Source organism: Anabaena sp. EIM26 (assembly GCF_057568715.1).
On record NZ_CM172472.1, the window covers coordinates 1,731,510 to 1,755,198 of the forward strand.

Annotated in this window: 16 protein-coding genes and 3 pseudogenes; 10 read left to right on the forward strand and 9 right to left on the reverse strand. The window is 39.3% G+C overall.

From position 1 onward, the window contains the following. Positions 1 to 266: 266 nt before the first annotated feature. The gene (locus tag AC012T_RS07410) at positions 267 to 1,055 is read right to left on the reverse strand and encodes a fasciclin domain-containing protein (protein WP_487064438.1); all 789 of its coding nucleotides are present in this window, start codon (positions 1,053 to 1,055) and stop codon (positions 267 to 269) included. Positions 1,056 to 1,844: 789 nt separating this feature from the next. Here AC012T_RS07410 and AC012T_RS07415 point away from each other — a divergent pair. The 6 genes and pseudogenes from AC012T_RS07415 (at position 1,845) to AC012T_RS07440 (ending at position 11,232) form a co-directional block, all read left to right on the forward strand. Continuing rightward, entirely contained in the window at positions 1,845 to 2,639 is a 795-nt protein-coding gene (locus AC012T_RS07415; protein WP_487064440.1) for a glutathione S-transferase, read from the forward strand. Between the two features lie 113 nt (positions 2,640 to 2,752). Beyond that, positions 2,753 to 4,483 carry a helicase HerA domain-containing protein gene (locus AC012T_RS07420; RefSeq protein WP_487064442.1) on the forward strand — a complete coding sequence of 577 codons (1,731 nt, stop codon included), beginning with the start codon at positions 2,753 to 2,755 and terminating at the stop codon, positions 4,481 to 4,483. Positions 4,484 to 5,021: 538 nt separating this feature from the next. Next, complete coding sequence (locus tag AC012T_RS07425; protein WP_438889332.1) at positions 5,022 to 6,005, forward strand: RNA polymerase sigma factor, RpoD/SigA family; 984 nt, start codon at positions 5,022 to 5,024, stop codon at positions 6,003 to 6,005. Between the two features lie 258 nt (positions 6,006 to 6,263). Next, a pseudogene (locus AC012T_RS07430) lies at positions 6,264 to 9,192 on the forward strand (CHAT domain-containing protein); the annotation flags it as partial. A 144-nt stretch (positions 9,193 to 9,336) separates the two neighbouring features. Next, positions 9,337 to 10,596, forward strand: a complete 1,260-nt coding sequence (locus AC012T_RS07435) for an ISAs1 family transposase (protein WP_487059489.1) — start codon at positions 9,337 to 9,339, stop codon at positions 10,594 to 10,596. Next, complete coding sequence (locus AC012T_RS07440; protein WP_487064444.1) at positions 10,597 to 11,232, forward strand: tetratricopeptide repeat protein; 636 nt, start codon at positions 10,597 to 10,599, stop codon at positions 11,230 to 11,232. It abuts the gene before it with no gap. A 131-nt stretch (positions 11,233 to 11,363) separates the two neighbouring features. Here the strand turns inward: AC012T_RS07440 and AC012T_RS07445 are convergent, their stop codons facing one another. The 3 genes from AC012T_RS07445 to AC012T_RS07455 form a co-directional block, all read right to left on the reverse strand. Further along, a complete protein-coding gene (locus tag AC012T_RS07445) occupies positions 11,364 to 11,687 on the reverse strand; it encodes a hypothetical protein (RefSeq protein WP_487064446.1) in 324 nt (107 codons plus the stop codon). Between the two features lie 8 nt (positions 11,688 to 11,695). After that, complete coding sequence (locus AC012T_RS07450) at positions 11,696 to 11,899, reverse strand: hypothetical protein (protein ID WP_487064448.1); 204 nt, start codon at positions 11,897 to 11,899, stop codon at positions 11,696 to 11,698. Positions 11,900 to 12,101: 202 nt separating this feature from the next. Further along, positions 12,102 to 12,557, reverse strand: a complete 456-nt coding sequence (locus tag AC012T_RS07455; RefSeq protein ID WP_487064450.1) for a hypothetical protein — start codon at positions 12,555 to 12,557, stop codon at positions 12,102 to 12,104. A gap of 438 nt (positions 12,558 to 12,995) precedes the next feature. Between AC012T_RS07455 and AC012T_RS07460 the strand changes: the two genes are divergently transcribed. Continuing rightward, positions 12,996 to 13,721, forward strand: a complete 726-nt coding sequence (locus AC012T_RS07460) for a hypothetical protein (RefSeq protein WP_487064452.1) — start codon at positions 12,996 to 12,998, stop codon at positions 13,719 to 13,721. Positions 13,722 to 13,754: 33 nt separating this feature from the next. On the opposite strand, the gene AC012T_RS07465 is transcribed toward AC012T_RS07460, so the two are convergent. The 3 genes from AC012T_RS07465 to uvrB form a co-directional block, all read right to left on the reverse strand. Further along, the gene (locus tag AC012T_RS07465) at positions 13,755 to 15,095 is read right to left on the reverse strand and encodes a transposase (protein ID WP_487064454.1); all 1,341 of its coding nucleotides are present in this window, start codon (positions 15,093 to 15,095) and stop codon (positions 13,755 to 13,757) included. A gap of 515 nt (positions 15,096 to 15,610) precedes the next feature. After that, complete coding sequence (gene cobO, locus AC012T_RS07470) at positions 15,611 to 16,288, reverse strand: cob(I)yrinic acid a,c-diamide adenosyltransferase (RefSeq protein ID WP_487064456.1); 678 nt, start codon at positions 16,286 to 16,288, stop codon at positions 15,611 to 15,613. 283 nt (positions 16,289 to 16,571) lie between these two features. Then, entirely contained in the window at positions 16,572 to 18,569 is a 1,998-nt protein-coding gene (gene uvrB, locus AC012T_RS07475) for an excinuclease ABC subunit UvrB (RefSeq protein WP_487064458.1), read from the reverse strand. A gap of 351 nt (positions 18,570 to 18,920) precedes the next feature. Between uvrB and AC012T_RS07480 the strand changes: the two genes are divergently transcribed. Continuing rightward, positions 18,921 to 19,283, forward strand: a complete 363-nt coding sequence (locus AC012T_RS07480) for a hypothetical protein (RefSeq protein ID WP_487064460.1) — start codon at positions 18,921 to 18,923, stop codon at positions 19,281 to 19,283. A gap of 78 nt (positions 19,284 to 19,361) precedes the next feature. Here the strand turns inward: AC012T_RS07480 and AC012T_RS07485 are convergent, their stop codons facing one another. Beyond that, the gene (locus AC012T_RS07485) at positions 19,362 to 20,138 is read right to left on the reverse strand and encodes an ABC transporter permease (protein ID WP_487064462.1); all 777 of its coding nucleotides are present in this window, start codon (positions 20,136 to 20,138) and stop codon (positions 19,362 to 19,364) included. A gap of 200 nt (positions 20,139 to 20,338) precedes the next feature. On the opposite strand from AC012T_RS07485, the gene AC012T_RS07490 reads away from it, so the two are divergent. Continuing rightward, positions 20,339 to 21,487, forward strand: a complete 1,149-nt coding sequence (locus AC012T_RS07490; RefSeq protein WP_487064464.1) for a DegT/DnrJ/EryC1/StrS family aminotransferase — start codon at positions 20,339 to 20,341, stop codon at positions 21,485 to 21,487. Between the two features lie 80 nt (positions 21,488 to 21,567). Here AC012T_RS07490 and galE read toward each other — a convergent pair. Then, positions 21,568 to 22,293, reverse strand: a pseudogene (gene galE, locus AC012T_RS07495) (UDP-glucose 4-epimerase GalE); the annotation flags it as partial. Positions 22,294 to 22,378: 85 nt separating this feature from the next. Here galE and AC012T_RS07500 point away from each other — a divergent pair. After that, a pseudogene (locus tag AC012T_RS07500) lies at positions 22,379 to 23,456 on the forward strand (IS1380 family transposase). The last annotated feature ends 233 nt before the right edge of the window (positions 23,457 to 23,689 follow it).

A 23,689-nucleotide genomic window follows, 5' to 3' on the forward strand; every position in this document is an offset into this window, starting at 1 on the left:
CTCCAACTCCTCTCCGACAAAGAGAGGGTCAGTTAAATCTTTTGTGAAGATATCCAAAAATTAAGCATTTTAACCCACCCTCTACATAGGTCAGGGCTTTACCAGAGAGGTTCTACAAATTAGTCGAACTCACATTAAATAAAGTCTGAATTCATACTTTAACCTTGGTAGGCCACAGCCTTAAGACTGTGGCTTTTTTGTATTATTGATGAATTTGTATTTTACTCAATTTCCAGGTTGGTTGTTAGTAAAAAAATTCTGCCAATCTACAAACTAGGTGGCAAAATTAAATTATCAATTACATGAATAACTCCGTTGCTGGCTGGAATATCTGCTTTAGTAACCTGAGCGTCATTTACAAATACGCCTTTAGCCGGATCGATTTTGACACTAATGGGATCACCCTGCACACTAGTAACTTGACCTGATTTTAAATCGGTGGAAAGGACTTTCCCAGGTACCACATGATAAGTTAAAACCTTGACCAATACTTCCTTGTTCTCTGGTTTTAACAAGTCCGCTACAGCATCTTGTGGTAATTTGGCAAAAGCTGCATCAGTGGGAGCAAAAACAGTGAATGGCCCTTGTCCTTTCAATACTTCTGTGAGTCCAGCGGCTTCTAAAGCCTTGATGAGCATTGTAAAAGAACCCGCTGATTCCGCTACTTCTATAACGTTTTTAGTTTCAGTTGTCTCGGTTGGTTGTGGTTTGGTATCAGGAGTTGTTGGCGCTTCTATTTTAGGTTGAGTTGGTCTGACTGGTGGTGTTTCACTGGGTACGGTACGACCACTATAGGGAGGTTCGTTGAAAATATTTGGTCTAGGATTGAGTACTCCACTTCCCTTGCTTTGGGCTATTTGTGTTTGACTTTTACTGTTGCCATTTTCTGTTGTTAAAGCCTGGTTAGCAGGTATGGATTGAGAATTTGCTTGTATGCTTTGATGGGGATTGAGGATTTCATTCGCTCTAGATGGTAAAGTTACCAGGAGACTGAAGCCAGTTACTCCTAGTATGCCCGCGAGGTTGGTCAATAATTTGCTGTAATTAGCCTTCATAAATTTGGTTTGTCTTCATTGTTAACAAGCTACATAAAAACTTATAGCATTTTGCCAACCCAAAATATAACTACAACAGGAAGTCTATTTTTTTTTGCCAAAACTTAGTTGGCGCTGTTAAGATAAAGTTTTATAGATTGTTTGCTCTGAATGATCAGCATAATTTATCCAAAAGTTAATGTAAATTTGGTAACAAATATTCTAGAAACCTTGCCCACAACCTCTATACAAGGCTTATGTAATGAGTTTGGGTCAATCAGTTGTTGATATTGCCGAATTTGACAATTCTATTGTATTTCAAGATTTACGCAACTGGCATATTCGTAAGTTTTCTCAGATGTGAAATATCTATTGATACTATTAGATCTGATACATCCTCAAATCTTATATTGAGTATGGCACGCCCAGCTTTAGCCCCATATACTATAGCCGTTCCCATGCTTGTGAGGTACAAAGTTTTTTCGTTTTAGGGAACTCTTAACAGGGAACAGGGAATAAATTGGTGTGTACTTCATTATAAAATCAAATGTTCGATAGGCGGAATGTAAGCTCACTCATTAGATTTAAGAGTTCGTCTAGTGGATTGATATTAATAATGATTATAAAAGTGTGATGATTTTTAGATATATTTATTTGGAAGTGGTTATTGATTGCGCCAAAAAAGGCGAAATTTTAACTTTAGTTTGAATTGTAAAACGAGCAAATGATTCCACATAATGAAAAAATTACTTATACTAAAGATATAATTGTAAAAGCAATAAATAATAAGTTAGTTACAAGGAATAGAATATGCTGGAATTATATCAGTGGGAACTATCTCAATATTCAGAAAAAGTGCGTCTAATCCTTGATTATAAAGGGTTGGAGTATCGCAAAATTGAGGTTACACCAGGGATTGGACAAGTCGAACTGTTTCGTTTAACCGGACAGAAACAAGTTCCAGTATTGAAGGATGGTCATAAATATATTGTAGATTCTACAGCGATCGCTAAATATTTAGATTCTGAATATCCAGATCGTCCGCTGATACCGACTAGTCCCAAGAAACGTGCTACCGCATTATTGCTAGAAGATTGGGCTGATGAATCTATAGGTGTTAAGGGTAGAAAAGCGCTATTTGCTGCCATTAGTCAAGATCAGAGTTTTCGTAAGTCTTTATTACCCGTCTCCACACCAGATATTTTCAAAAGCATGGTTGAAGGTGTCCCCGCTGATTTTCTCAGTGTGTTGGGTTTTGGGGTGGGTTTCAGTCCAGATGTAATTAGTTCTGCGATCGCTAGTTTAAAACAAGATGTGGAAATTTTGACAGAATTATTAGCAGATAGTCCCTATCTCTTGGGAGATGAACCAACCATAGCTGATTTAACAGTCGCCGGTTTGTCTATATTCTTGAAGTTCCCAGAAGGGGCTTATTTGGATTTACCAGAAGCCCTGAGAGGTAAAGGATTGCCCATCTTAGCGGATAATCCTGATTATGAAGCATTTTTCACTTGGCGCGATCGCATCTACACTCAATTTAGAAAACCTTTATCAGGTAAACCTCCCGCTGCTGGAAGCGCACCAACTTCGATTCAAATTGATTAAGTAATTAGGTGACAGGTGACAGGTGACAGGTGACAGGGAAGAGTTATAACCAATTAATTCCAATCATCAATCACCAATCACCCATTACCTACCAATGATGAATAACTAATAAAATGAATTCAGTCCAACCACTAGGTTCAGTCATCCAAGGTTCGCTTACAGGTGGATTAGAAGTTAGATTACACCCAGATATTTCTGTAGAAGATATGCGGGTGGGGAAATTTTTAGTAGTACAAGGGGTGCGATCGCGCTTTTTCTGTATGCTGACTGATGTAGCATTAAGCGCTGCCAATGCCAGGATTATAGCTAGTCCCCCAAGTTGGGATGATACATTTTTGCGAGAAGTTTTAGCCGGCAGTGGTACTTATGGCATGATCAACCTCGCACCAATGTTGATGTTTACCCCCGAATCTCAGGAAACTTCCTTCTCCACCAATGGTAAATCTATCAATCCCTTTACTCCCTCTACCAATGGTTTAGCATCATTTCAACCCCAAACCAGCACGACGATGGAATTGTTACCAGTTAAAACTATTCCTAGTCACTTTAGCCAAGTTTACGAAGCCAGTGAAGAAGATTTTCGGAAGGTGTTTGGTTGGGAAGATGACCCTCATAGAAAGAACTTTTCTATCGGTAAACCTTTAGATATGGATGTGCCGATTTGTATTGATTTAAATCGGTTTGTGGAACGAAGTAACGGCGTTTTTGGTAAATCGGGAACCGGTAAATCCTTCCTGACACGGTTACTTTTAGCAGGTGTCATTCGCAAAAATGCAGCTGTTAACTTAATCTTTGATATGCACTCAGAATATGGTTGGGAAGCAGTAGCTGAAGGCAAAGAAGTTAACACCGTCAAAGGTTTAAAACAGTTATTTCCCGGTAAAGTTGAAGTTTATACCCTTGACCCCGAATCAACCAAGCGCAGGGGTGTACGGGACGCTCAAGAACTGTTTCTGAGCTATGAGCAAATTGAAGTAGAAGATATTAAATTATGTGGCAGAGATTTAGGACTCTCAGATGCAGCTTTAGATAATGCCAATATCTTATTTAACGAGTTGGGTAAATCTTGGATTCCCCAATTATTCAATATGACTGGTGAAGATATTAAAATTTTTTGTGATGACAAGCCAGGACACCCAGGATCAATCACTTCATTACAGCGTAAATTATTACGTTTAGATAGTTTAAAATATATGCGGGCAGTTTGTCCCCAAAACTATATCAGTAAAATTTTACAATCTCTCGAAGCTGGGAAAAATGTTGTGGTAGAATTTGGTTCCCAGTCGAATATGCTCTCCTATATGTTGGTGACAAATATGATCACCAGACGCATTCACGAACATTATGTCAAAAGAGCAGATAAGTTTCTGCAAAGTAAAAATCCCTTAGATCGGCCCATGCCATTAATGATTACAATTGAGGAAGCGCACCGCTTTCTTGACCCAGGAGTGGTACAAAGTACAATTTTTGGAACTATAGCTAGAGAACTGCGGAAATATTTCGTAACACTTTTGGTAGTTGATCAACGCCCGTCGGGGATAGATAATGAAGTCATGTCCCAAATTGGTACTCGCATCACTGCTTTGCTTAACGACGAGAAAGATATTGATGCCATTTTTACAGGTGTATCTGGTGCTGGAGCTTTGCGATCAGTATTAGCAAAGTTAGATTCCAAGCAACAAGCCCTAGTTTTGGGTCATGCCGTGCCTATGCCTGTAGTTGTGCGTACACGTCCTTATGATTCCGCTTTCTACGCCGAAATTGGCGACCAAATTTGGGAGGAGAAGTCAGACGCAGAGGTTTTTGCAGCCGCAGAACTAGCTAAAGCTGACTTAGGTTTTTAACCATTGGCAACAAATCTACCAATTACTCAGGACTCAAAACTCATTACTATTTCGTGACATCCCTCCATTAGAGGAGCTTCATAAGTTCGGTTATCCGGCTACTTGTAAGCAACAGAAGAGGGGTTTTTAACGTCACTATAGATATAGTCAGCGTTTTTCAGGGACTTCCTAAGAAACTTTAGCAGCTAGGCTATTTTACTTTAATAATAGAGAGCTTTAATCTGCTGCTATTTACTATCCGCCAGATCTGCCTTAACATAAAAGTAGAACTCATACTGACTTCGTGTTTTACAGTTACGGACAGTGAGTAAAAGGAAAGAAGAATTCTTGAAAACAACTCAGTGTGCTGCGAGAGAGATTCCATAATTAAGGGAGGGTAGAGGAACCCATTCCCAGATAGCACCGTCCTAAAAAAGACTATATAAATTAATCGCTTATGGTAGCGCACAAATGTTCATTGATGTGTATACCATCTTTCTCAATCCACCCTAATTGAGAAAATATTTATTTTGTTTAGGGAGTAGAGGACAACGCACCAATGCCTACTGTTAAAACCCAAAATGAAAACCTCAACACCAAATTCACGGCTGATATGGTGAGAACCTATCTGCGGGAAATTGGTCGTGTGCCGCTGCTAACCCGTGAACAAGAGATTGTATATGGGAAGCAAGTGCAACAAATGATGACCTTGCTGGATGCGAAAGAAGCTTTATCCAAAAAACTAGATCATGAACCTAGTTTAGCAGAGTGGGCTACTCATGTTAACCAATCTGAAAACGAAGTTAAGCAGACGGTAGCGCAAGGTAAGCGAGCCAAGCAAAAAATGATTGAAGCCAATTTGCGTTTGGTTGTAGCTATTGCGAAAAAGTACCAGAAGCGAAATATGGAATTTCTGGATTTAATCCAGGAAGGAACCTTGGGGTTAGAGAGAGGAGTAGAGAAATTTGATCCTATGAGGGGTTATAAATTCTCGACTTATGCTTATTGGTGGATTCGCCAAGCAATTACGAGAGCGATCGCACAACAAGGTCGAACAATCCGCTTACCTATCCATATTACCGAAAAGCTGAACAAAATTAAAAAAGTGCAACGGGAATTGGCGCAAAAGTTGGGAAGATCCCCAACACCAACAGAAATCGCCAAAGAACTGGAACTAGAACCTGCTCAGATTCGTGAATATTTGAACATGGCACGTCAACCAGTCTCATTAGATGTACGAGTTGGTGATAACCAAGATACCGAACTGCAAGAAATGCTCGAAGATGATGGGCCATCACCAGAATATTACACCACTCAGGAATTCTTGCGCCAAGATCTCAATAACCTGTTGGCAGAACTCACACCCCAACAGCGTGAAGTTGTAGCCCTGCGCTTTGGTTTAGAAGATGGCAATGAAATGTCTTTAGCAAAAGTGGGTGAACGGTTGAACCTCAGCCGTGAACGTGTCCGTCAATTAGAACATCAAGCTCTTGCACATTTACGTCGCCGTCGCGCCAATGTTAAAGAATACGTTGCCAGCTAAAAGTATACACAAGCACCCGCTTGTTAAGGAAATGACTTTTGGCTGTACGCCTCCTGAATTCAGGGGGCAATTTTTTTTGCGTGTAATAAGCTGAACATCCTCTCATTTGCATATAATCCATCATTCATTTAATGTAACTCTTGTGGGGTGGGCATCTTGCCCGCCCTTGATGTGCAGAATAACAACTTACCAGTTACTAAGATCATTGTGTAGGATATAACAGTATATACTTGCTTTTAGATTGGGGAGTATGATTCTGTGGCAGTGATTACCATTAGGGAACAACAGCAAACAGCAACAGGGTTTGCAGCCAGTCTCAGTTTTGGTGATGGTGAATATGACATTATTATTACTGACCCCTTCACTCCCCAGGAAGAACAGGAACTAGAATGGTACTTTGAAGAGTGGCTGGTTTATCCCATTGTGGATACAGTCAAAGCGGAAAGGGCAAAAAATAGCGTTAAAACCTACGGTGAAAAGCTGTTTGATCAGGTTTTTCAACATCGGAAAGCTTACAGCAAATATCAACAACTTAAAAATAATCTCAGTCAAGTACAAATAGAAATAATTAGTAAAACGCCGGAATTTCAAGCCCTGCATTGGGAAGCATTACAAGACCCAGATTTTCCTCGACCTTTAGCCGTAGATTGTGTAATGGTGCGGAAAAGCGTTAACTCTGCTGTCGGTTCTGTAAATTTGCCAACTTCCCCAGTTATTAATTTGCTGGTAGTCGTAGCGCGTCCTGATGAAGAAAAGGATGTGGGTTATCGGACAATTTCCCGTCCCATGTTGGAGTTAATCGAAAATGGTCAGTTACGGGTAAATGTAGAGTTGCTGCGTCCGGGAACATATCAGGCATTATCTCAGCATTTGGAAACCAAGGGCGCGAATTTTTATCACATCATTCATTTGGATATGCACGGGGCGTTATTAACTCATGAACAGGTGCAACAACCCAATGCAGTTAATCGTTATTTGTTCAAAGGACGCTATGGCCGGGATGATTTGCAGCCTTTTGAAGGTGTAAAGGCGTTTTTGGCCTTTGAGGGAGAGAATCAGGGAAAGGTTGATTTGGTAGAAGCGTCGGAATTAGCTGCTTTGCTGACTGGTAAGGGTATTCCTGTGTGTATTCTCAATGCTTGTCAGTCGGGTAAACAGGTGAAATCACCTCTCCCTCAAAATAATGTAGAGACGTTCCATGGAACGTCTCTACAAAACACAACAACATCTCTACAAAATACAGAAGAAGAGGTCAGAGAAACCAGTTTAGGAAGTCGGTTGATGAGTGCGGGAATGCAGATGGTGGTAGCAATGGGTTATTCTGTCACCGTGACTGCGGCTAAGTTGATGATGGAACATTTATATAAACATTTGTTTGCTGATAAACCTATCACAGAAGCTATTAGATTAAGTCGGCGAGAATTGTTTAATGATAAGGAACGGAAAGCCTATTTTAATAAGTTGATTAAGTTAGAAGATTGGTTATTACCTGTGGTTTATTATAACCAGTCGGTGAATTTTAATTTACGTCAGTTTACAGCAGAAGAAGAGGAGAAATATTTTGAAACTGTTGGTAGTGAATATCGCTTTCCTTTACCGACTTATGGCTTTGTAGGGCGAGATTTGGAAATTCTCAAAATTGAGAAAGCGTTGTTAAAACACAATGTTTTGCTGTTACAAGGAATGGGAGGAACAGGAAAAACAACTCTATTAAATTATCTGCGGGAATGGTGGCAGAAAACTAACTTTGTTAAAAATACCTTTTATTTTGGCTACGATGAAAAAGCCTGGACACTCGACCAAATTTTATTTTTTATTGGGCAACAGATATATCAAAAGTTTGAATTTGCCAATTTTCAAGCAATGATTCAAACGGCGCAAATACAGAAATTAGTCGCCAAGTTACGGGCTGAAAATTACGCCGTGATTTTAGATAATTTAGAATCAGTGACAGGACAACAATTAGCGATTCAAAATACTTTACCAGAAACAGAACGGAATCAAATCCGCGATTTTATTGGGCGGTTGGTTGGTGGTCAAACTTTGGTGGTGTTAGGTTCACGCAGTCGGGAAGAATGGTTACAGCAGCAAACTTTTAAATTCAATCTTTATGAATTGCAAGGATTAGATCAAGAAGCGCGGACGGAGTTAGCTGAGAAGATTTTAGAAACAAATATACCTCCACACAAAATTGAGAAGATTCGCCAAGATGGGGATTTTCAGAAGTTAATGAAATTGTTAGCCGGTTATCCCTTAGCGATGGAAGTTGTGTTAGCAAATTTGCAAAAGCAAACACCACAGGAAATTTTACAGGGTTTGCAAGCAGCAGATGTAAATTTAGATGTTGCTAGTGAGGATAAGACTAAGAGTATTTTAAAATGTGTGGAATATTCTCACAGTAATTTATCACCAGAAGCGCAAAAATTGCTGATTTGTTTAGCTCCTTTTAGTGGGTTTATTCATCGTGCAGATATTCCTAATTATATCAATGAATTGCAGAAATTAGAACCTTTTCAGAATTATCAACTTGATAAACTTGATGATGCTATTCAAGAAGCAATTAACTGGGGTTTATTATCGCCAATGGATAAAGATTCACCTTATGTTAACAATTCAGCCTGTATTTCCCTACTTTTTGAAGACTAAATTAGCAACTGTTGACGCTGCAACTTGTGAAGCATTGCAAGAGGGATTTAAAAACCATTATTTAGGTTTGGCAGATTCTTACAAGCAGTTAATGGACTCGAAAGATGCCCAAGAGCGACAATTGGGGATATTTTTCTGTAAGCTAGAATATGAGAATTTATATAATGGGTTGCAGATTTTTTTAGATAAACAAGAAAGTATTAGTATTTATTTCTGTTTGTATAAATATTTTGAATTGATTAATGATAATTCTAGCAATCTAAAATTAGCAGAAACAGTTTGTCAGCATTTGGATAATTATTCAACTCCAGTTATCAAGAGTGAGTTAGGACATCAAATAGCATTTGCAATTGCTAGACTTGGCAGATGTCAGTTTGAAGCCAAACAGTACAAGGAAGCTCAAAAATCTTATGAAAAAACATTACAAATTTATGATCTTCTAACTAGTAAAGAAGAAAGACAAAAACAACTCTGGAAAGCTGTTTCCTACCACCAGTTGGGATATGTAGCCCAAGAAATGCGGGAATATGCCCAGGGTAAGCTCATCTAATTTGGTATAGTATGAACTTGACAAAATGACTAAGATAAGCATAAGCAAAGGGATAAAAAATACACTTGACAGCAGAGCAAAAGACATGGGATGAAAGCAATGCAATCGCTCTGAAAACACCGGGAAAGAAACTTTATGTCGGCAGGATTTGAAACTAAATCAAGTGATTCCAAGAAGAGAAATTGCCGTCAGTCAAAGCCAGTACAGGTGGCATCCATAGAAGCAATTCAAAAGAGTTTAGTCGAGAATTTTGGAGACATCAAAGACCCAAGAGTAGAGCGAACAAAGAAACATCAACTTACAGATATCCTGGTGATTGCAATTCTGGCAGTGATAGGAGGAGCGCAAGGATGGGAAGACATAGAGAACTACGGCATCAGCAAGCAGGAGTGGTTGGAAGAGTTTTTAGAACTACCAAATGGCATCCCCTCAGATGACACATTCCGAAGGGTATTTGAGTTCATTAACCCTGAAGAATTAAATCGTTGTTTCAGCAGATGGATAGAAAGCCTAGTCACAAACATGGGAGGAGAGATAATTCCCATAGATGGGAAGACCATTAGGGGTTCTTACAACCGAAATCAAGGGAAATCAGCACTGCACGTTGTTAGTGCCTGGGCAAGTGAACAGAATTTGGTCTTGGCACAGATGAAAGTGGAAGATAAATCCAATGAGATTACAGCAATTCCGGCATTATTAGAATTATTGGATATGACAGGAGCTATTATCACTATTGATGCAATGGGGACTCAAACTGAGATTGCCAAAAAGATTATTGATAAAAAAGCAGATTATGTTTTAGCACTCAAGGCAAATCATCCAACTCTCTATAATCAGGTAAAACAATGGTTTGAAACATCATCTACACAGGATTTTCAAGGCATTGATGTCAGTTACGATCACCGCATTGAGAAAGGACATCACCGCACGGAAATCCGTCAAGTTTGGTCTGTTCCTATTTCGGCTGTTGGTGAACTTTACCAACCCAAAATCTGGGCTGGACTTCAAACTGTAGTCATGGTTGTTCGGGAGCGTCGTCTTTGGAATAAAACTACTCGTGAAGTTCAATTTTATCTCTCTTCTTTACCCAGTGATGCTCAACTTTTAGGTCGGGCTATCCGTAAACACTGGGGGATTGAAAACCAAGCTCATTGGACTCTTGATTGCACTTTTGCTGAGGATTCCTGCCGTATTCGCTCTTTCCATAGTCCCCGTAATTTTGCTCTTTTACGGCGCATTGCTCTCAATGCTCTCAATCGCGAACAAACTTACAAACGTAGTCTCCGCCAAAAAATGAAACGCACTGGTATGGACAACAATTACATGATTCAAGTTCTCAGTTGTTGTTTTCTTGACTCTACATTAGATTCCTCACATCCCTTATGTCAAGCCTAATTGAGATGCTCTTACCCTGGGGAATATGCCCAAGCACGGGACTTTTATCAACTAGCTTTATCTATCTATATCGAATTTAGCGATCGCTCTCAACAAGCTAAAAACTACCACCAATTGGGAATAGTATCCCAAAATTTGCGGGAATATGCACAAGTACGAGAATTTTATCAACAAGCTTTAGCTATCAATATCGAACTTGGCGATCGCTATGAACAAGCTAAAACCTACAACAATTTGGGAATAGTAGCCCAAGAAATGGGGGAATATGCACAAGCAAGGGACTTTCATCAACAAGCTTTATCTATCTATATCGAATTTGGCGATGCCTTCGGCGGGCAAAGCCCACGCTTGTCTCAAGCTAGCAGCTACCATAATTTGGGAAGAGTAGCCCAAGAAATGGGGGAATATGCACAAGCAAGGGATTTTTATCAACAAGCTTTAGCTATCAAAGTCGAATTTGGCGATCGCTATTCTCAAGCTGGAATATACCACTGTTTAGGCGCACTGGCAGAAGCACAAGAAAATTATGCAGAAGCAAGGGTGAATTTACAAAAAGCGTTAGAGATATATGTTGAATATAAAGAAGAATATTGGGGGAATATTGCGAGGGAGATTTTAGAGAGATTACCAGATTGATAAAATGAATACGGTTGTTTTGTTTGCTTTCACAACCGCCCGGAACTTTAGTTCAGGGCTAATAGCACAAGTACGTTAAAACGCACTACTTTTATAATCAATCAATTCTGAATAGTCGGTTTTAACCGACTTTAGCTATCAGACAGGGAATTTATTCCCTGGCTTAAAGGTCCGTAAATACTTTCTCGGCTGATTGCTTCATCAGAAAGGTTTGGTAAATTCAGATTTCTATGACTCTCTACCCATGCTTGAAATGCAGCTATCCGTTTTTCTGGAGTAGCATTTTCATCAACTGGTCGTTCTTGTTGAGGTTCTACCAATTGCGTTAGTATTCTATCTAAATATGGTTTAATTTCTTCAGGATTACAGTTAGTTATATCAGCCAAAATTTGAGTTATTGTTTCCAAATCATGTTTATGTGATTCTTGGAAAAAATGCAAAACTTCTGTATTCATAACTTGAGTTATTTGTGAATATTTGACTCTGGTAATCCAAATTTAGCTCTAACTTCCTGTACAGAAATTAATCTACCAGCTTGACTGTCAGCAAGTCCAGCCTCAACTACTTGCCTAACATAAATCTCATACATCAAGTCATCCCAAGTAAAATTATCAGGTAATCTATCAATTAATTTTCGGGCTTCGGTTTTAATATTTGATTTTTCCATATTTTTAGCTCAAATCTAGCTCTCTGATTACATTGTAAGCTGAAAATTAAAAATCTATTTATAGTCCTGGCGACTAGAAGTCACGGCTATACAGCTATACAAACGATGTCCGCCTGCGCGGACTAATGAAAAATAAAGAGTTTGGAACCCACGCAGGTGGGTTTTGTCTGTGTAGATGCGGTTTCTAACCGCCAATCTAATCTTAATTTGGCTTTGCTGGGGGTAAAGTTCCACCACTAGCAGCCGGCGGTTCGGTGTAATCGCAAAAGATATTTACGCCTATTTTGAGGATATACAAAACTATAACAGTAGCGATCGCAGGATCAAGGGGTAAACCGTTGGCTGAGGCTAAACTCACTAAGGAGACTATCAAACCTGTGAGTAAAGGTGAACTACCAGGATTTTTCGTATATTCCTTGATTTGACCACGAAACCCATCATCGCCGCAAAGTTCATTTCGCAAGTTTTTGAGGGTGATATCCCACAGAGACTTACCTTCCACCATCATGGCGGAACCATTTTTTTCTCGCCATAAATCTTGAAAAGCCGTTTCCATATTACCGTTGTGCTTTTCTAAATTATCCATAGCCTCCAGTCCGGGGGTATAATCGGGCATTAATTCCCGCATAGCTTGGATTTCGTTGTTAGTGAGTTGCATAACTAATCTATGGGTTATTACTGAGTAATGTGGAAATTAACTACATTTTCGAGATGAATATTTTTCTTACCTAATATTTTTCATCTCTCGTCCGAAATCTCAAGGTTTGCTGTTGTAGATAAAAGTAGCCAAGCAAATTGGACTGTGAGAGCAATCTCGATGATCGCAATTTGCTATATATCAATATTAGGTTTAATTGATAGTTCAGAATATACTCGTCATCCCTCAAATGGGTTAATCTATCGGCTGAAGCGTAAATTTATCAAATGATAATATTGTCCGCATTATTAGCAAAAAATCTATAAAAACTTCATTTTTGAACTTTTTTGAACCAGATATTATATATAAAACCTTTGAGGGAATCGCGCAGTATCAGTGTTTAGTTAAGATTTAAGGAAATTACAGAGAATTAGTTAGCTTTATTACAGGAGAAATCAGGTGCTTAACAATATTTCTAAATTCATTACCTCACGTCAGTTAAAGTTTCCTGTTGTTAGTATGCTGATCACCTTTGGTATTTTAGGCTTGGGTGTAATCGGTGAACAAACAAAAATTAACCTGAAATCTTCTACTGTGATAGCGGCTAATTTACCAAGTTCTCAAAATCAAATTCAGAGTGGTGATAAAACTCCTCTTTTGGCGCAACTGAGAGAAATTAGAGATCAAAGAAGTCAACTCAGCGCTAACAATACAGATAGTAACGACTTAGAATCGGAAATTTTGTCCAAAAATATTCATACAATCCCCACAAAAACAGGACAACTAGGGGTAAAATCACGAGTAAATTTCCCTGAAAGGGATGGTATTTATCTCTATGGCCAGTCCTCAACACCAAACCAGTTAGGACAAGGTTATATTGTGTTTCAGAAACAACAAGGTAAGGTGATGGGTGCATTGTATATGCCGAGTTCTGAGTATAGTTGTTTTCAGGGGACAATTGCTAAGTCAGGGGAATTGGCAATGACAGTAACTAGTTCACCTGGTGAACTTGGTGCAACTCAAGTGTCAACTACCAGCAGAATACCCAGACTCAGCGATGAAGATGCTGTCACTTATGCTTATTCTGTAGCATTGCAGGATTATCATCAGCTAGACGTTGTGAGTGCTAGTGATAGAGAAATTTTGCAAGGGTGTAGTCAAGATGTTGATGGTGGTAATCAGTAGACATCGACCGAATTTAACAATACTGTAGCCAAATTACGAGGGTTCAACGGCTGTAGAAGCATTGTGAATACGACCAAGAGAGGTAAGCTTGGCAAAAATCTGGGATGATAAAATAGGCTCAGGCTGTTGCGGAAGCATTTTTAATATTTCCCGAACATATCGAAAACCCCGACAATAAGCCTGAAGATCAACAATGCCAGCACCGGGATTATCTTCACGAAACTGAGCTAGAAGATAATGAGACAAATTGACCATAAAAAAAGAAAGATTAACAGCATTAGTCACAGCAGTTTGACCTCTGTTCATAAAATCTTCCAATCCCCAAAACTGTTTGGCATCTCGGAAATTAAATTCGATTTGGAAGCGCAACTTATAGTAGTCAATTATTTTTTCAGATGATAAAGTTAAGTCACTAGAAAACAGAATTACGTGACTGCGAGCATTAGTTTTGAGATTGGTTTTCACCAAAATAACTACATTCAGTGGTTGGCCAAATTCTTTGTGCAGTAGAGTAGCTTGATAAGTATCAGTTTTAATATCTTCTTCAAGACTACTTTGACGCAAATATGCCCCAGGAATATTACGCCAGTCCAACTTCTCTCCGTATTTACGACGGGAACGATGATTAGGGTCAGGATTGTGGTAAGGTATATATAATGCCGAATCGTGACGTAACTTGGAAATTATGTGTAACTTTACCTGCCTAGCCATCTGCAAAGCATTATTGTTCCCAAAGTGACCATCTACGACCAAGTAAGTGAGGGGAATAAAGTTAGCTATTAACTTAAATAGCTCATTAATCATCTTCTTAATTCTTAGCAATTCAGGTGTAAAAGTCACCTCCTTTTTATTTTTGTTTTTACTTCCTTTTGGTCGTCCCCGTCCACGTTTTTCTTGAGGTTTTACTTCTGGACTTGGCGAGACACTACTTTTTTCTACATCGCTTTTTATTACCTGTTCTATCTGAATCGGAAATGAGTGTCTTTGTTGAACACTTACTAATGATAATGTAAAGAAAGATAGTCCCAATATTGGTTTACTTATTAGACTGGAAAAGAACCTATCTAATCCATAGGTTTTTTTCCCGGCTTTGCTTATTACTACTTCGTCTCCTGCCAACAAATAAACATCATTTGGGCAGAACAAATGCCGCCGAAAAAACACCCAGAACACCGTTGTCCACGGTATGACTGTACGAAAAAATCTGATTACCGTCCGATAACTACCACCACTAAGCGTCCAACGCGATATTCCCAACATTGTGACTCGCCCGCTCATGGCTAACATGGCCGTGATGATCTGGCTTAACTGCCGCATCGTCGTCACTTTTATTTCTGGTAGTAGGCATTGCAACAGTGCTAGTATGTCAAACATGGGCTGTATGTGGCTTTCGAGTTGTCGTTGTGGAAGACTATAACTCTACTACATCAGCCCTCTTTTTATACTCTTTTTTTGGCTACAGTATTGATTTAAATATGCGTATTCTAGAACCCTTGTAGAGACTTTCCATAGAACGTCTCTACATTCTTTTTAGGAGACACAGCACTTCCCGATATTCTGAGGTAGAAGAACCCCACCCCCAACCCCCTCCCCGCAAGCGATGAGGGGGCTACGATGTACCTCATATACTTGATAAGTATAGGACTTACGCAAGATTGGACTCAAAACCTGATTCTTGGGTAGGGGTAATTCATGAATTACCCCTACTTCCATTCTGTTTTGCGTAAGTCCTGAAGTAATTGGACGAAATTAATTACACAGAAATCTGGTCTGAAATCCTTGATTGGCAAAGAATTGGTAAATAACCAATATGTAATTAATTCTGTCGTGGTACTTATAATTGGAAACCGCTGTATCTAAGGATTTGAAACCTGGTAAATTAGGATTAATCAAAATTCAATTCCTGCTTGGGCTTTAACGCCTTGATCGCGGAAAGGATGCTTAACTAAAGTCATTTCGGTGACTAAATCTGCTTTTTCAATTAAAGCAGGTGGTGCGCCTCTACCTGTGAGAATTACGTGCTTATCAGGTGGTTTTTGGGATAGACCGGCTAATACTTGTTCAACTTCTAAGTAACCAAGTTTGAGTGCAATATTAATTTCATCTAATAGTACGAGTTTGAAGTCGGGGTTGCGGATGAATTCTAATGATTTTTCCCAAGCTGCGCTGGCTTTATCTAAATCGCGATCGCGATCTTGAGTTTCCCAGGTGAAGCCTTCACCCATAGCATGGAATTCTAGTTGGTCTGACCAATGGCTGAAAACCCGCTTTTCTGAAGGTTCCCAGGCTCCTTTGATGAATTGTACTATTGCTACTTTATGACCATGACCGAGCGATCGCATGACCATTCCTAAAGCCGCAGTAGTTTTCCCCTTACCGTTACCAGTATTGACAATAATTAACCCTTTTTCGGGTATGGCTTTGGCTATGCGTTTATCTTGTACTTCTTTGCGTCGCTGCATCTTTTGGCGATATTGATCATCATTCAGAGATGATGACATTACCTCATCAATCAGACGCGAAATTTCTTGATCTGAATTTAAATCTTCTGGTGTGTCGTTTTTCATAAACTTTGTTAGAAAATTAAGTTTGGATGATTACTTACTTCGCTCTGGAAGAATGAAGAGTTAAATGAACCGCATTCGCGAAGCGTCTCGAAGAGAAGACGCGTTCACGAAGTGTCTCGAAGAGAAGGACGCGTTCGTCGAAGACGTTCCGAAGGAAAGAAAGAAGGAAGAAGAAAGAAAGAAGAAGATTGTAATTATCGGATTTTCCCTATATCTGTTCAGGTTACGCTAAACATTATTGAAAATATGTGAGTATTTACGCTTTTAGCTGACGGCTAATGATTTACCTTCCTAACATTTTATCTCGAAGATGCTTAATGCGATCGCGAAATTTTGCGGCTTCTTCAAATTCCATTTTTTTGGATGCTTCTTTCATTTGTGCTTCTAATAAGGTAATCAATTCTGGAATCTGCTCTAATGGTAGATCGTTGATATGTTCATCTACGACTTTTAAATCGGTTGCATTTAAACGTCTTGATACATCTAAAAAAGATAAAATCGCATTACCAGATTTTTTGATAATTGGTTGTGGCGTAATTCCGTGCAGTTTATTATGTGCTGTTTGAATTCCCCTTCTTCTATCGGTTTCATCAATGGCTTTAATCATGCTCTTGGTTAAATTATCAGCATACATGATGGCTTTTCCGTTAATATGACGCGCAGCCCGGCCAATAGTTTGAATTAAGGAACGTTCAGCACGTAAGAAACCTTCTTTATCTGCGTCCATAATTGCGACTAAGGAAACTTCTGGTAAATCTAAACCTTCCCGCAGTAAATTTACCCCCACTAATACATCAAAAATTCCTTCACGTAAATCTTGTAAAATTTCAATACGTTGAATTGAATTAATTTCCGAATGTAAATATCTAACTTTAATTCCTTTGTCTTCCAAATATTCAGTTAAATCTTCCGCCATGCGCTTTGTTAAAGTAGTAATCAAAGTTCTTTCCTTACGGTCAACTCTATTTTTGATTTCTCCTAATAAATCATCAATTTGTCCTTCTGTGGGACGAACAAATATTTCTGGATCTACTACTCCAGTTGGGCGAATTACTTGCTCAACTATATTATCTTCAGAAATTTCTAATTCCCAAAGTCCTGGAGTTGCAGAAACAAAAATACATTGATTGGCTTTTTGCCAAAATTCATTTACTTTTAAAGGACGGTTATCAGCAGCGCTGGGAAGCCGAAAACCATGATCTATTAAAACTTTTTTCCGTGCTTGGTCGCCGTTATACATTCCGCGAATTTGAGGAACTGTAACGTGAGATTCATCAATTACTAACAGCCAATCTTTAGGAAAATAATCAATTAAACATTCTGGTGGTTCTCCGGCTTGTCTACCTGCTAAATGCCGAGAATAGTTTTCTACACCATTGCAATAACCTACTTCGCGCAGCATTTCTAAATCGTAGCGGGTACGCTGGTCTATGCGTTGCGCTTCTACTAATTTACCTAATTCTTCTAATGTTAATTTTTGCTGTTTTAATTCTGCGGAAATATCTTCACAAGCGACTTCTAAACGTTCTTCTGGGGTGACAAAGTGACGCGCAGGGTAAATATTAACTGCTTGGAGACTGCTCAAAATTTCCCCAGTTACAGGGTCAATGTAGCGAATTGCGTCAATTTCATCACCAAAAAATTCAACGCGGATGATGCGGTCTTCATAAGCGGGGCCGATTTCTAAGACATCACCACGGACGCGGAATTTTCCCCGACCCATTTCTAAATCGTTGCGGCTATACTGCACAGATGTCAAATCGCGCAATATCTGCCTTTGGTTAACTTCCATGCCAATTTGGAGGGGAATGGCAGCTTTGAGGTATTCAGCCGGCATTCCTAAGCCGTAAATGCAGCTAATAGAAGCAACAACGATGACATCCTTGCGTTCAAAGAGCGATCGCGTGGCTGAATGTCGCAACATATCTATCTCATCATTAATCGCCGCTGTTTTTTCTATATAAGTGTCTGTAACCGGAATATACGCTTCTGGTTGATAATAATCGTAATAGCTGACAAAATACTCAACAGCGTTGTTGGGGAAAAATTCCCGCAATTCATTACACAACTGAGCAGCTAGGGTTTTGTTGTGCGCTAAGACTAAGGTAGGTTTACCCACCTTCTCAATCACTGCGGCGATAGAAAACGTCTTACCGGTTCCCGTTGCACCCAGTAAAGTTTGGTAACGATTACCGGCTTGGATGCTAGAGACAAGTTGTGCGATCGCTCGCGGTTGATCCCCTGTGGGACTAAAGGGAGCTTGAAGACTAAATTCCGTCATACAGTTTTGTTGAAGATACCCACCTCCATAGTAGCGACACAGCCTCTCTCTGTGGGGTCTGAGTGGTAAAACAGAGGGATTAAAGTGGGGATGTCAAAGATGATTAAATTTTCTCGTTCTGCGAGTTGACTGGCTGGGAGGAGGAGCGCATCCCATTTACATCCCCTACCTACGAAACCTTGAGGTAAAGGTATTACAGCGATTAAATAAACTTATATTTATATGAGGTTTTTTAAGGTTACACTCACATATATAGGAGAAAATACATCTTTCCTTAATTATTGTAAAATTCACGTAATAAGTAAAAGGTGTTAGTTTACAAAGCGCCACAGCTGCAAAGGAGACATAAAAATGGAAGAAAATACCCAGGGTAATAATGTGAATACAGAAGAAGGTTCTCAAGGGACACTCATCGTTGCTGGAGAGCGTCCCATTGGCAGCAGTGGCTTACAAGTCGCAGAAACAGTATCAATCGCTGGATTGCGTCCTATTGGCACAAGTAGTTTGGAAGTGGTTGAAACCTATAACGCTATGGGAATTCGTCCCATAGGTGCAAACACGTTCCAAATGGTTAGTAGTATCAATCTCTCTGGTATTCGTCCAATTGGTTCCAGTTCAATAGTGGTTTCTGAAAACTATTCGGTGTTTGGTAATCGTCCAATTGCACCCAATATTGTTGACGATTCTGAAATTCTGATGGGATTTCTGGACTAAGAACAAAGATTAATCCCATATCTTTATTAACCCAGTTTTATTGCTAAACTGGGTTTTTTATGAATATAAAGAAGAATTTCATCTCACTAACTGCATGGCATTATTAAAAAACTGACGGCATAAACCTTTGGTAACTAAAATTGTCGTCAACAAATTTGCGACAACAACCATAAACATAATCAAGATTTCATAGGATACGGCTTCTAACGCTGTCACCCCAGCTAATAATTGTCCACTGGTGAAAGCTGGGATTGTCACCATACCAATCAGCATCATTTGATTTAAAGTGGGGAGCATTGCGGCTCGAATTGCGTCTTGACGATAAGGACTAATAGCTTGCTGGGGAGTTGCACCTAAACTTAAATGAGTTTCGATTTCTGTGGGAAATTGGTTAATCGCACTGACAAGACGTTCTCCTGCTACTGCTGCTGCATTCATGCCATTACCAATCAATATACTGGCTAAAGGAATTAGATAACGGGGTTCGTACCATCTATCTGGTTGGATAATTAAAAAATTGGTATAAAGCAATGTTAAGACGGTACTGACAAAAATCGCTCCCCACACTAAAGGTAGTACTTGAGGAACTTTTTGGCTGATGCGATTTCGTGCGACAATCGCCGTAATTGTCAGCATGATTGTTAAAATCGCTAAAACTGCCCAAACATTGTCTACAGCAAAGATGAAGTCTAAAACGTATCCTAATACGATGAGTTGGAGGATGGTTCTACCTGTAGCTAAGGCTAAGTTTAACTCTAGTCCTAATTTTTCCCAGGCAGATAAACTAAGAGCGATCGCTATTAATGCTACAGCTAATGCTAAATCTACAATATCCAGTTTAATCAAATCCGGCATGGTTTCTCTACTTCCTGGGATTTTCTACTTCTAGCAACGGCCAAGATGGTGAGGACATCAACAGGTTTTTACTCCTGATTTTTAACTCCTGACTTCTGACTTCTGCTATCAAACAGCCTAGACGCGAATAATTCAAAATTCCATTAGCAAACAGCACCCGTAAAAGTGTATCTTTTGTATCTCGATTAAAATAATAAATTATGATCCAAAGAGTAAATTCCATCCCCGCATTTGATATAAAGCAGCAATACACCACCATTGAAGCGGAAGTCAGTAGTGCTGTTCTAGAGGTTCTTGCATCTGGCCGTTATATTGGTGGCCCTGCGATTGAAGGCTTTGAGCAACAATTTGCTGCTTATCATGGTGTAAGTCAATGCGTAGCTTGTAATTCGGGTACAGATGCGCTGTATTTAGCACTACGCGCTTTAGGAATTGGTGCAGGTGATGAAGTTATTACCACACCTTTCACCTTTTTTGCAACTACAGAAGTTATCAGTGCTGTAGGTGCAACACCTGTTTTTGTTGATATTGATGCCACTACCTTTAATTTGGATGTAGCACAAATAACAGAGGCAATTACACCCAAAACCAAGGCTATTATCCCAGTTCACTTGTTTGGACTACCTGTGGATATGACAGCTTTGATGGAGGTTGCTCAATTTCACAATTTAGCAGTAATTGAAGATTGCGCTCAAGCCACAGGTGCAACTTGGGATCATCAAAAAGTTGGCAGCATTGGACACGTTGGTTGTTTTAGCTTTTACCCAACTAAGAATCTGGGTGGTTGTGGTGATGGTGGTGCAATTACAACTAATGATAGTGCGATCGCAGCCAAGTTGCGAATATTGCGAGAACACGGCAGTAAAGAAAGATATATTCACGAAGAAATAGGTGTCAATAGCCGTTTAGATGCCATTCAAGCCGTCATTCTGCAAATTAAACTGCGCTATCTAGATACGTGGAACAAACAACGGCAGCAAATAGCCGCTTATTACTACCAATACCTCAGTCAAGTTCCCGGTATCACCACACCCCAAGAATTACTAGGAGGAGTTGGAGTTTGGAATCAATATACAATTCGCGTTTCTAGTGAAGGCAGAAATGGTGCAAGTGCTAAATATCGGGATTGGGTGCGGACTCAACTACAAGAAAAAGAAGTGAGTTCCATGCTTTACTATCCCCGTCCTTTGCATCTGCAACCAGTTTATGAACATCTGGGTTATCAACCAGGACAATTGCCAGTATCAGAGCAAGCTTGTCACGAGGTGATATCTTTACCCATGTTCCCAGAACTAACCCAGGAACAGCAAGATAAAGTAATTTATGCCTTGAAAGATTGTTTAGGGTAAGATTTAGGGCAGGCATCTTGCCTGTCTGTAGCATTATTTTGTCTGCAAAAGATCATCAACTTTAGACACAGCCAAAAAGCTCATTTCGTCCCAGACACCATTTCTCGCTGTCTTTCCCAAGCCAAAGTAGTAGACACAATGAGATCCAGATCATTATATTTGGGTTGCCAGCCCAGCACCTTGTGGATTTGATCGGCACAAGCTGTGACGCAGGCTGGATCACCATCACGACGCTCAGTTTCAATCACAGGAAAATCCACCTCAGAAATTGCCTTGACTCGTTCAATAACTTGACGCACGCTGTAGCCTTGCCCATAACCGCAATTAAGAATTTGGCTTTCTCCACCCATCTCCAGATAGAGTAAAGCCTCCAAATGTGCTGTAGCCAAGTCTTCCACATGGATATAGTCCCGAATTCCCGTACCATCTGGTGTGGGAAAATCAGTACCAAAAATTTGTATTTGTGGCTGACGTTTAAGTGCTGCATCACAGGCAGATCTAATCAGATGATTTGTCTTAGGTGAAATTTGCCCCAGCTTGCCACTAAAATCGGCTCCTGCCACATTAAAATAACGTAGAATTACGTAACGCAGAGCAGAAGTAATTGCATAGTCCTTAATCAGCCATTCGCTCATCAGCTTTGAGCGTCCATAGGGGTTAATCGGCATGGTTGGAGCAAACTCAGCAACCGGATTTTCCCCTACCTCTCCATATACTGCTGCTGTACTGGAAAAGATGATTTGATTAACACCCATCACATGACAACAGCGGAGTAAATTTAAAGTATTGCGTGTGTTGTTAGCGTACCCGGATTTCTCACAAAGAAAATAAAAAAAGGGGTCAAAAACTGCGAAAATGTATATTTAGAAAGCATTTCAGCAGTTATAAAGTATGACCCCACTAACAACAGATAGTACACCAAAACAGTTCCAGTTTGAAAGAGAAAAATCAAGACCAATAGTAGTGAATTTCCAGGGTGGTAAAGTAACATCGGATGCAGGTTTAAGTTTAATTGCGGAAATAGACCGAAAATTGCAAATAACATCACGATTAGCTAAATGTTTCCAAGACTACAGAAAGCCAAATAAGACATTACATCCCATAGAAAGCTTATTAACACAACGAATATATGGCTTAATAATGGGATATGAAGACTTAAATGACCATGAAGAATTACGTCATGATCCAATGTTCGCACTGGCATTAGGAAAAAGCATTGGTCAAGAGAATGAACCATGTCCATTGGCAGGAAAGAGTACATTAAATCGGATAGAACATTGTCCTGAAAATTTAGAACAAGGAGCAGAAAGTCGCTACCATAAAATTAGTCATTCTCAAGAAGAGATTGAGAAATTATTTGTAGACATATTTTTAGAATCTTATTCATCACCACCAAGACAAATAATCTTAGATTTGGATGTAACTGATGATTTAGTGCATGGGAATCAAGAACAAGTATTTTTCAATACTTATTATGGAGGATATTGCTATGCACCACTTTATATTTTCTGTGGAAAACATTTATTAGCAGCTAAACTTAGGGCTTCCAATGTAGACCCAGCAGAGGGAGCATTATCAGAATTACAGAGAGTCATTTAAGATGCCTCCAAGTGAAGTTTATACCCAGAAATATTGTCCTAGAGGTGAGATGGAAAATCGTTTTAAAGAACAACAATTATAACTATTTAGCGATAGAACCAGTACCCATACATTTGCTGGTAATCAACTACGTTTGTGGTTCTCTTCCATAGCTTATGTTTTAATGAATGCTTTGCGAAATAAATGTTTAGTTAAAACTGAATTACAGAATGCTCAAGTTGGGACTATCCGTACCAAATTGTTGAAGTTAGGAGCTTTGATTACTGTGAGTACCCGGCGAGTTTTAATTGCAATTAATAGTTCTTGTCCCTATCAGCATATTTATGCTACTGCTTACCGTTGTTTGCAGTTGTTACCAAATCCTGGTTAATTCTTTTGTGACGATTATTACTCTCATTTTTAGCTTTAATTTAGGGTGGGGATAAAAGTTTTTTTCTTAACTCTTTTTTGTCATGTCTAATTTTAATACTCAATTATTTATATCAGTATATTTTACCTGAATACTTCTTGATATTTAACAAAATTTATCAAATCTATACTTAGGAGATTTCCTTTTTTCATCTTCCCTACTTATGTAGCAAATAAACTTCCTTTGTTTTGCTC

What these genes read in the sequence shown, in the direction of transcription:
- AC012T_RS07445 (WP_487064446.1), bottom strand. Translation starts at nt 11,687, where the DNA reads ATGAATACAGAAGTTTTGCATTTTTTCCAAGAATCACATAAACATGAT.
- AC012T_RS07485 (WP_487064462.1), bottom strand. Translation starts at nt 20,138, where the DNA reads ATGCCGGATTTGATTAAACTGGATATTGTAGATTTAGCATTAGCTGTA.
- AC012T_RS07410 (WP_487064438.1), bottom strand. Translation starts at nt 1,055, where the DNA reads ATGAAGGCTAATTACAGCAAATTATTGACCAACCTCGCGGGCATACTA.
- cobO (WP_487064456.1), bottom strand. Translation starts at nt 16,288, where the DNA reads ATGAAAAACGACACACCAGAAGATTTAAATTCAGATCAAGAAATTTCG.
- uvrB (WP_487064458.1), bottom strand. Translation starts at nt 18,569, where the DNA reads ATGACGGAATTTAGTCTTCAAGCTCCCTTTAGTCCCACAGGGGATCAA.
- AC012T_RS07435 (WP_487059489.1), top strand. Translation starts at nt 9,337, where the DNA reads ATGTCGGCAGGATTTGAAACTAAATCAAGTGATTCCAAGAAGAGAAAT.
- AC012T_RS07425 (WP_438889332.1), top strand. Translation starts at nt 5,022, where the DNA reads ATGCCTACTGTTAAAACCCAAAATGAAAACCTCAACACCAAATTCACG.
- AC012T_RS07455 (WP_487064450.1), bottom strand. Translation starts at nt 12,557, where the DNA reads ATGCAACTCACTAACAACGAAATCCAAGCTATGCGGGAATTAATGCCC.
- AC012T_RS07465 (WP_487064454.1), bottom strand. Translation starts at nt 15,095, where the DNA reads ATGTTTGACATACTAGCACTGTTGCAATGCCTACTACCAGAAATAAAA.
- AC012T_RS07450 (WP_487064448.1), bottom strand. Translation starts at nt 11,899, where the DNA reads ATGGAAAAATCAAATATTAAAACCGAAGCCCGAAAATTAATTGATAGA.
- AC012T_RS07490 (WP_487064464.1), top strand. Translation starts at nt 20,339, where the DNA reads ATGATCCAAAGAGTAAATTCCATCCCCGCATTTGATATAAAGCAGCAA.
- AC012T_RS07420 (WP_487064442.1), top strand. Translation starts at nt 2,753, where the DNA reads ATGAATTCAGTCCAACCACTAGGTTCAGTCATCCAAGGTTCGCTTACA.
- AC012T_RS07480 (WP_487064460.1), top strand. Translation starts at nt 18,921, where the DNA reads ATGGAAGAAAATACCCAGGGTAATAATGTGAATACAGAAGAAGGTTCT.
- AC012T_RS07415 (WP_487064440.1), top strand. Translation starts at nt 1,845, where the DNA reads ATGCTGGAATTATATCAGTGGGAACTATCTCAATATTCAGAAAAAGTG.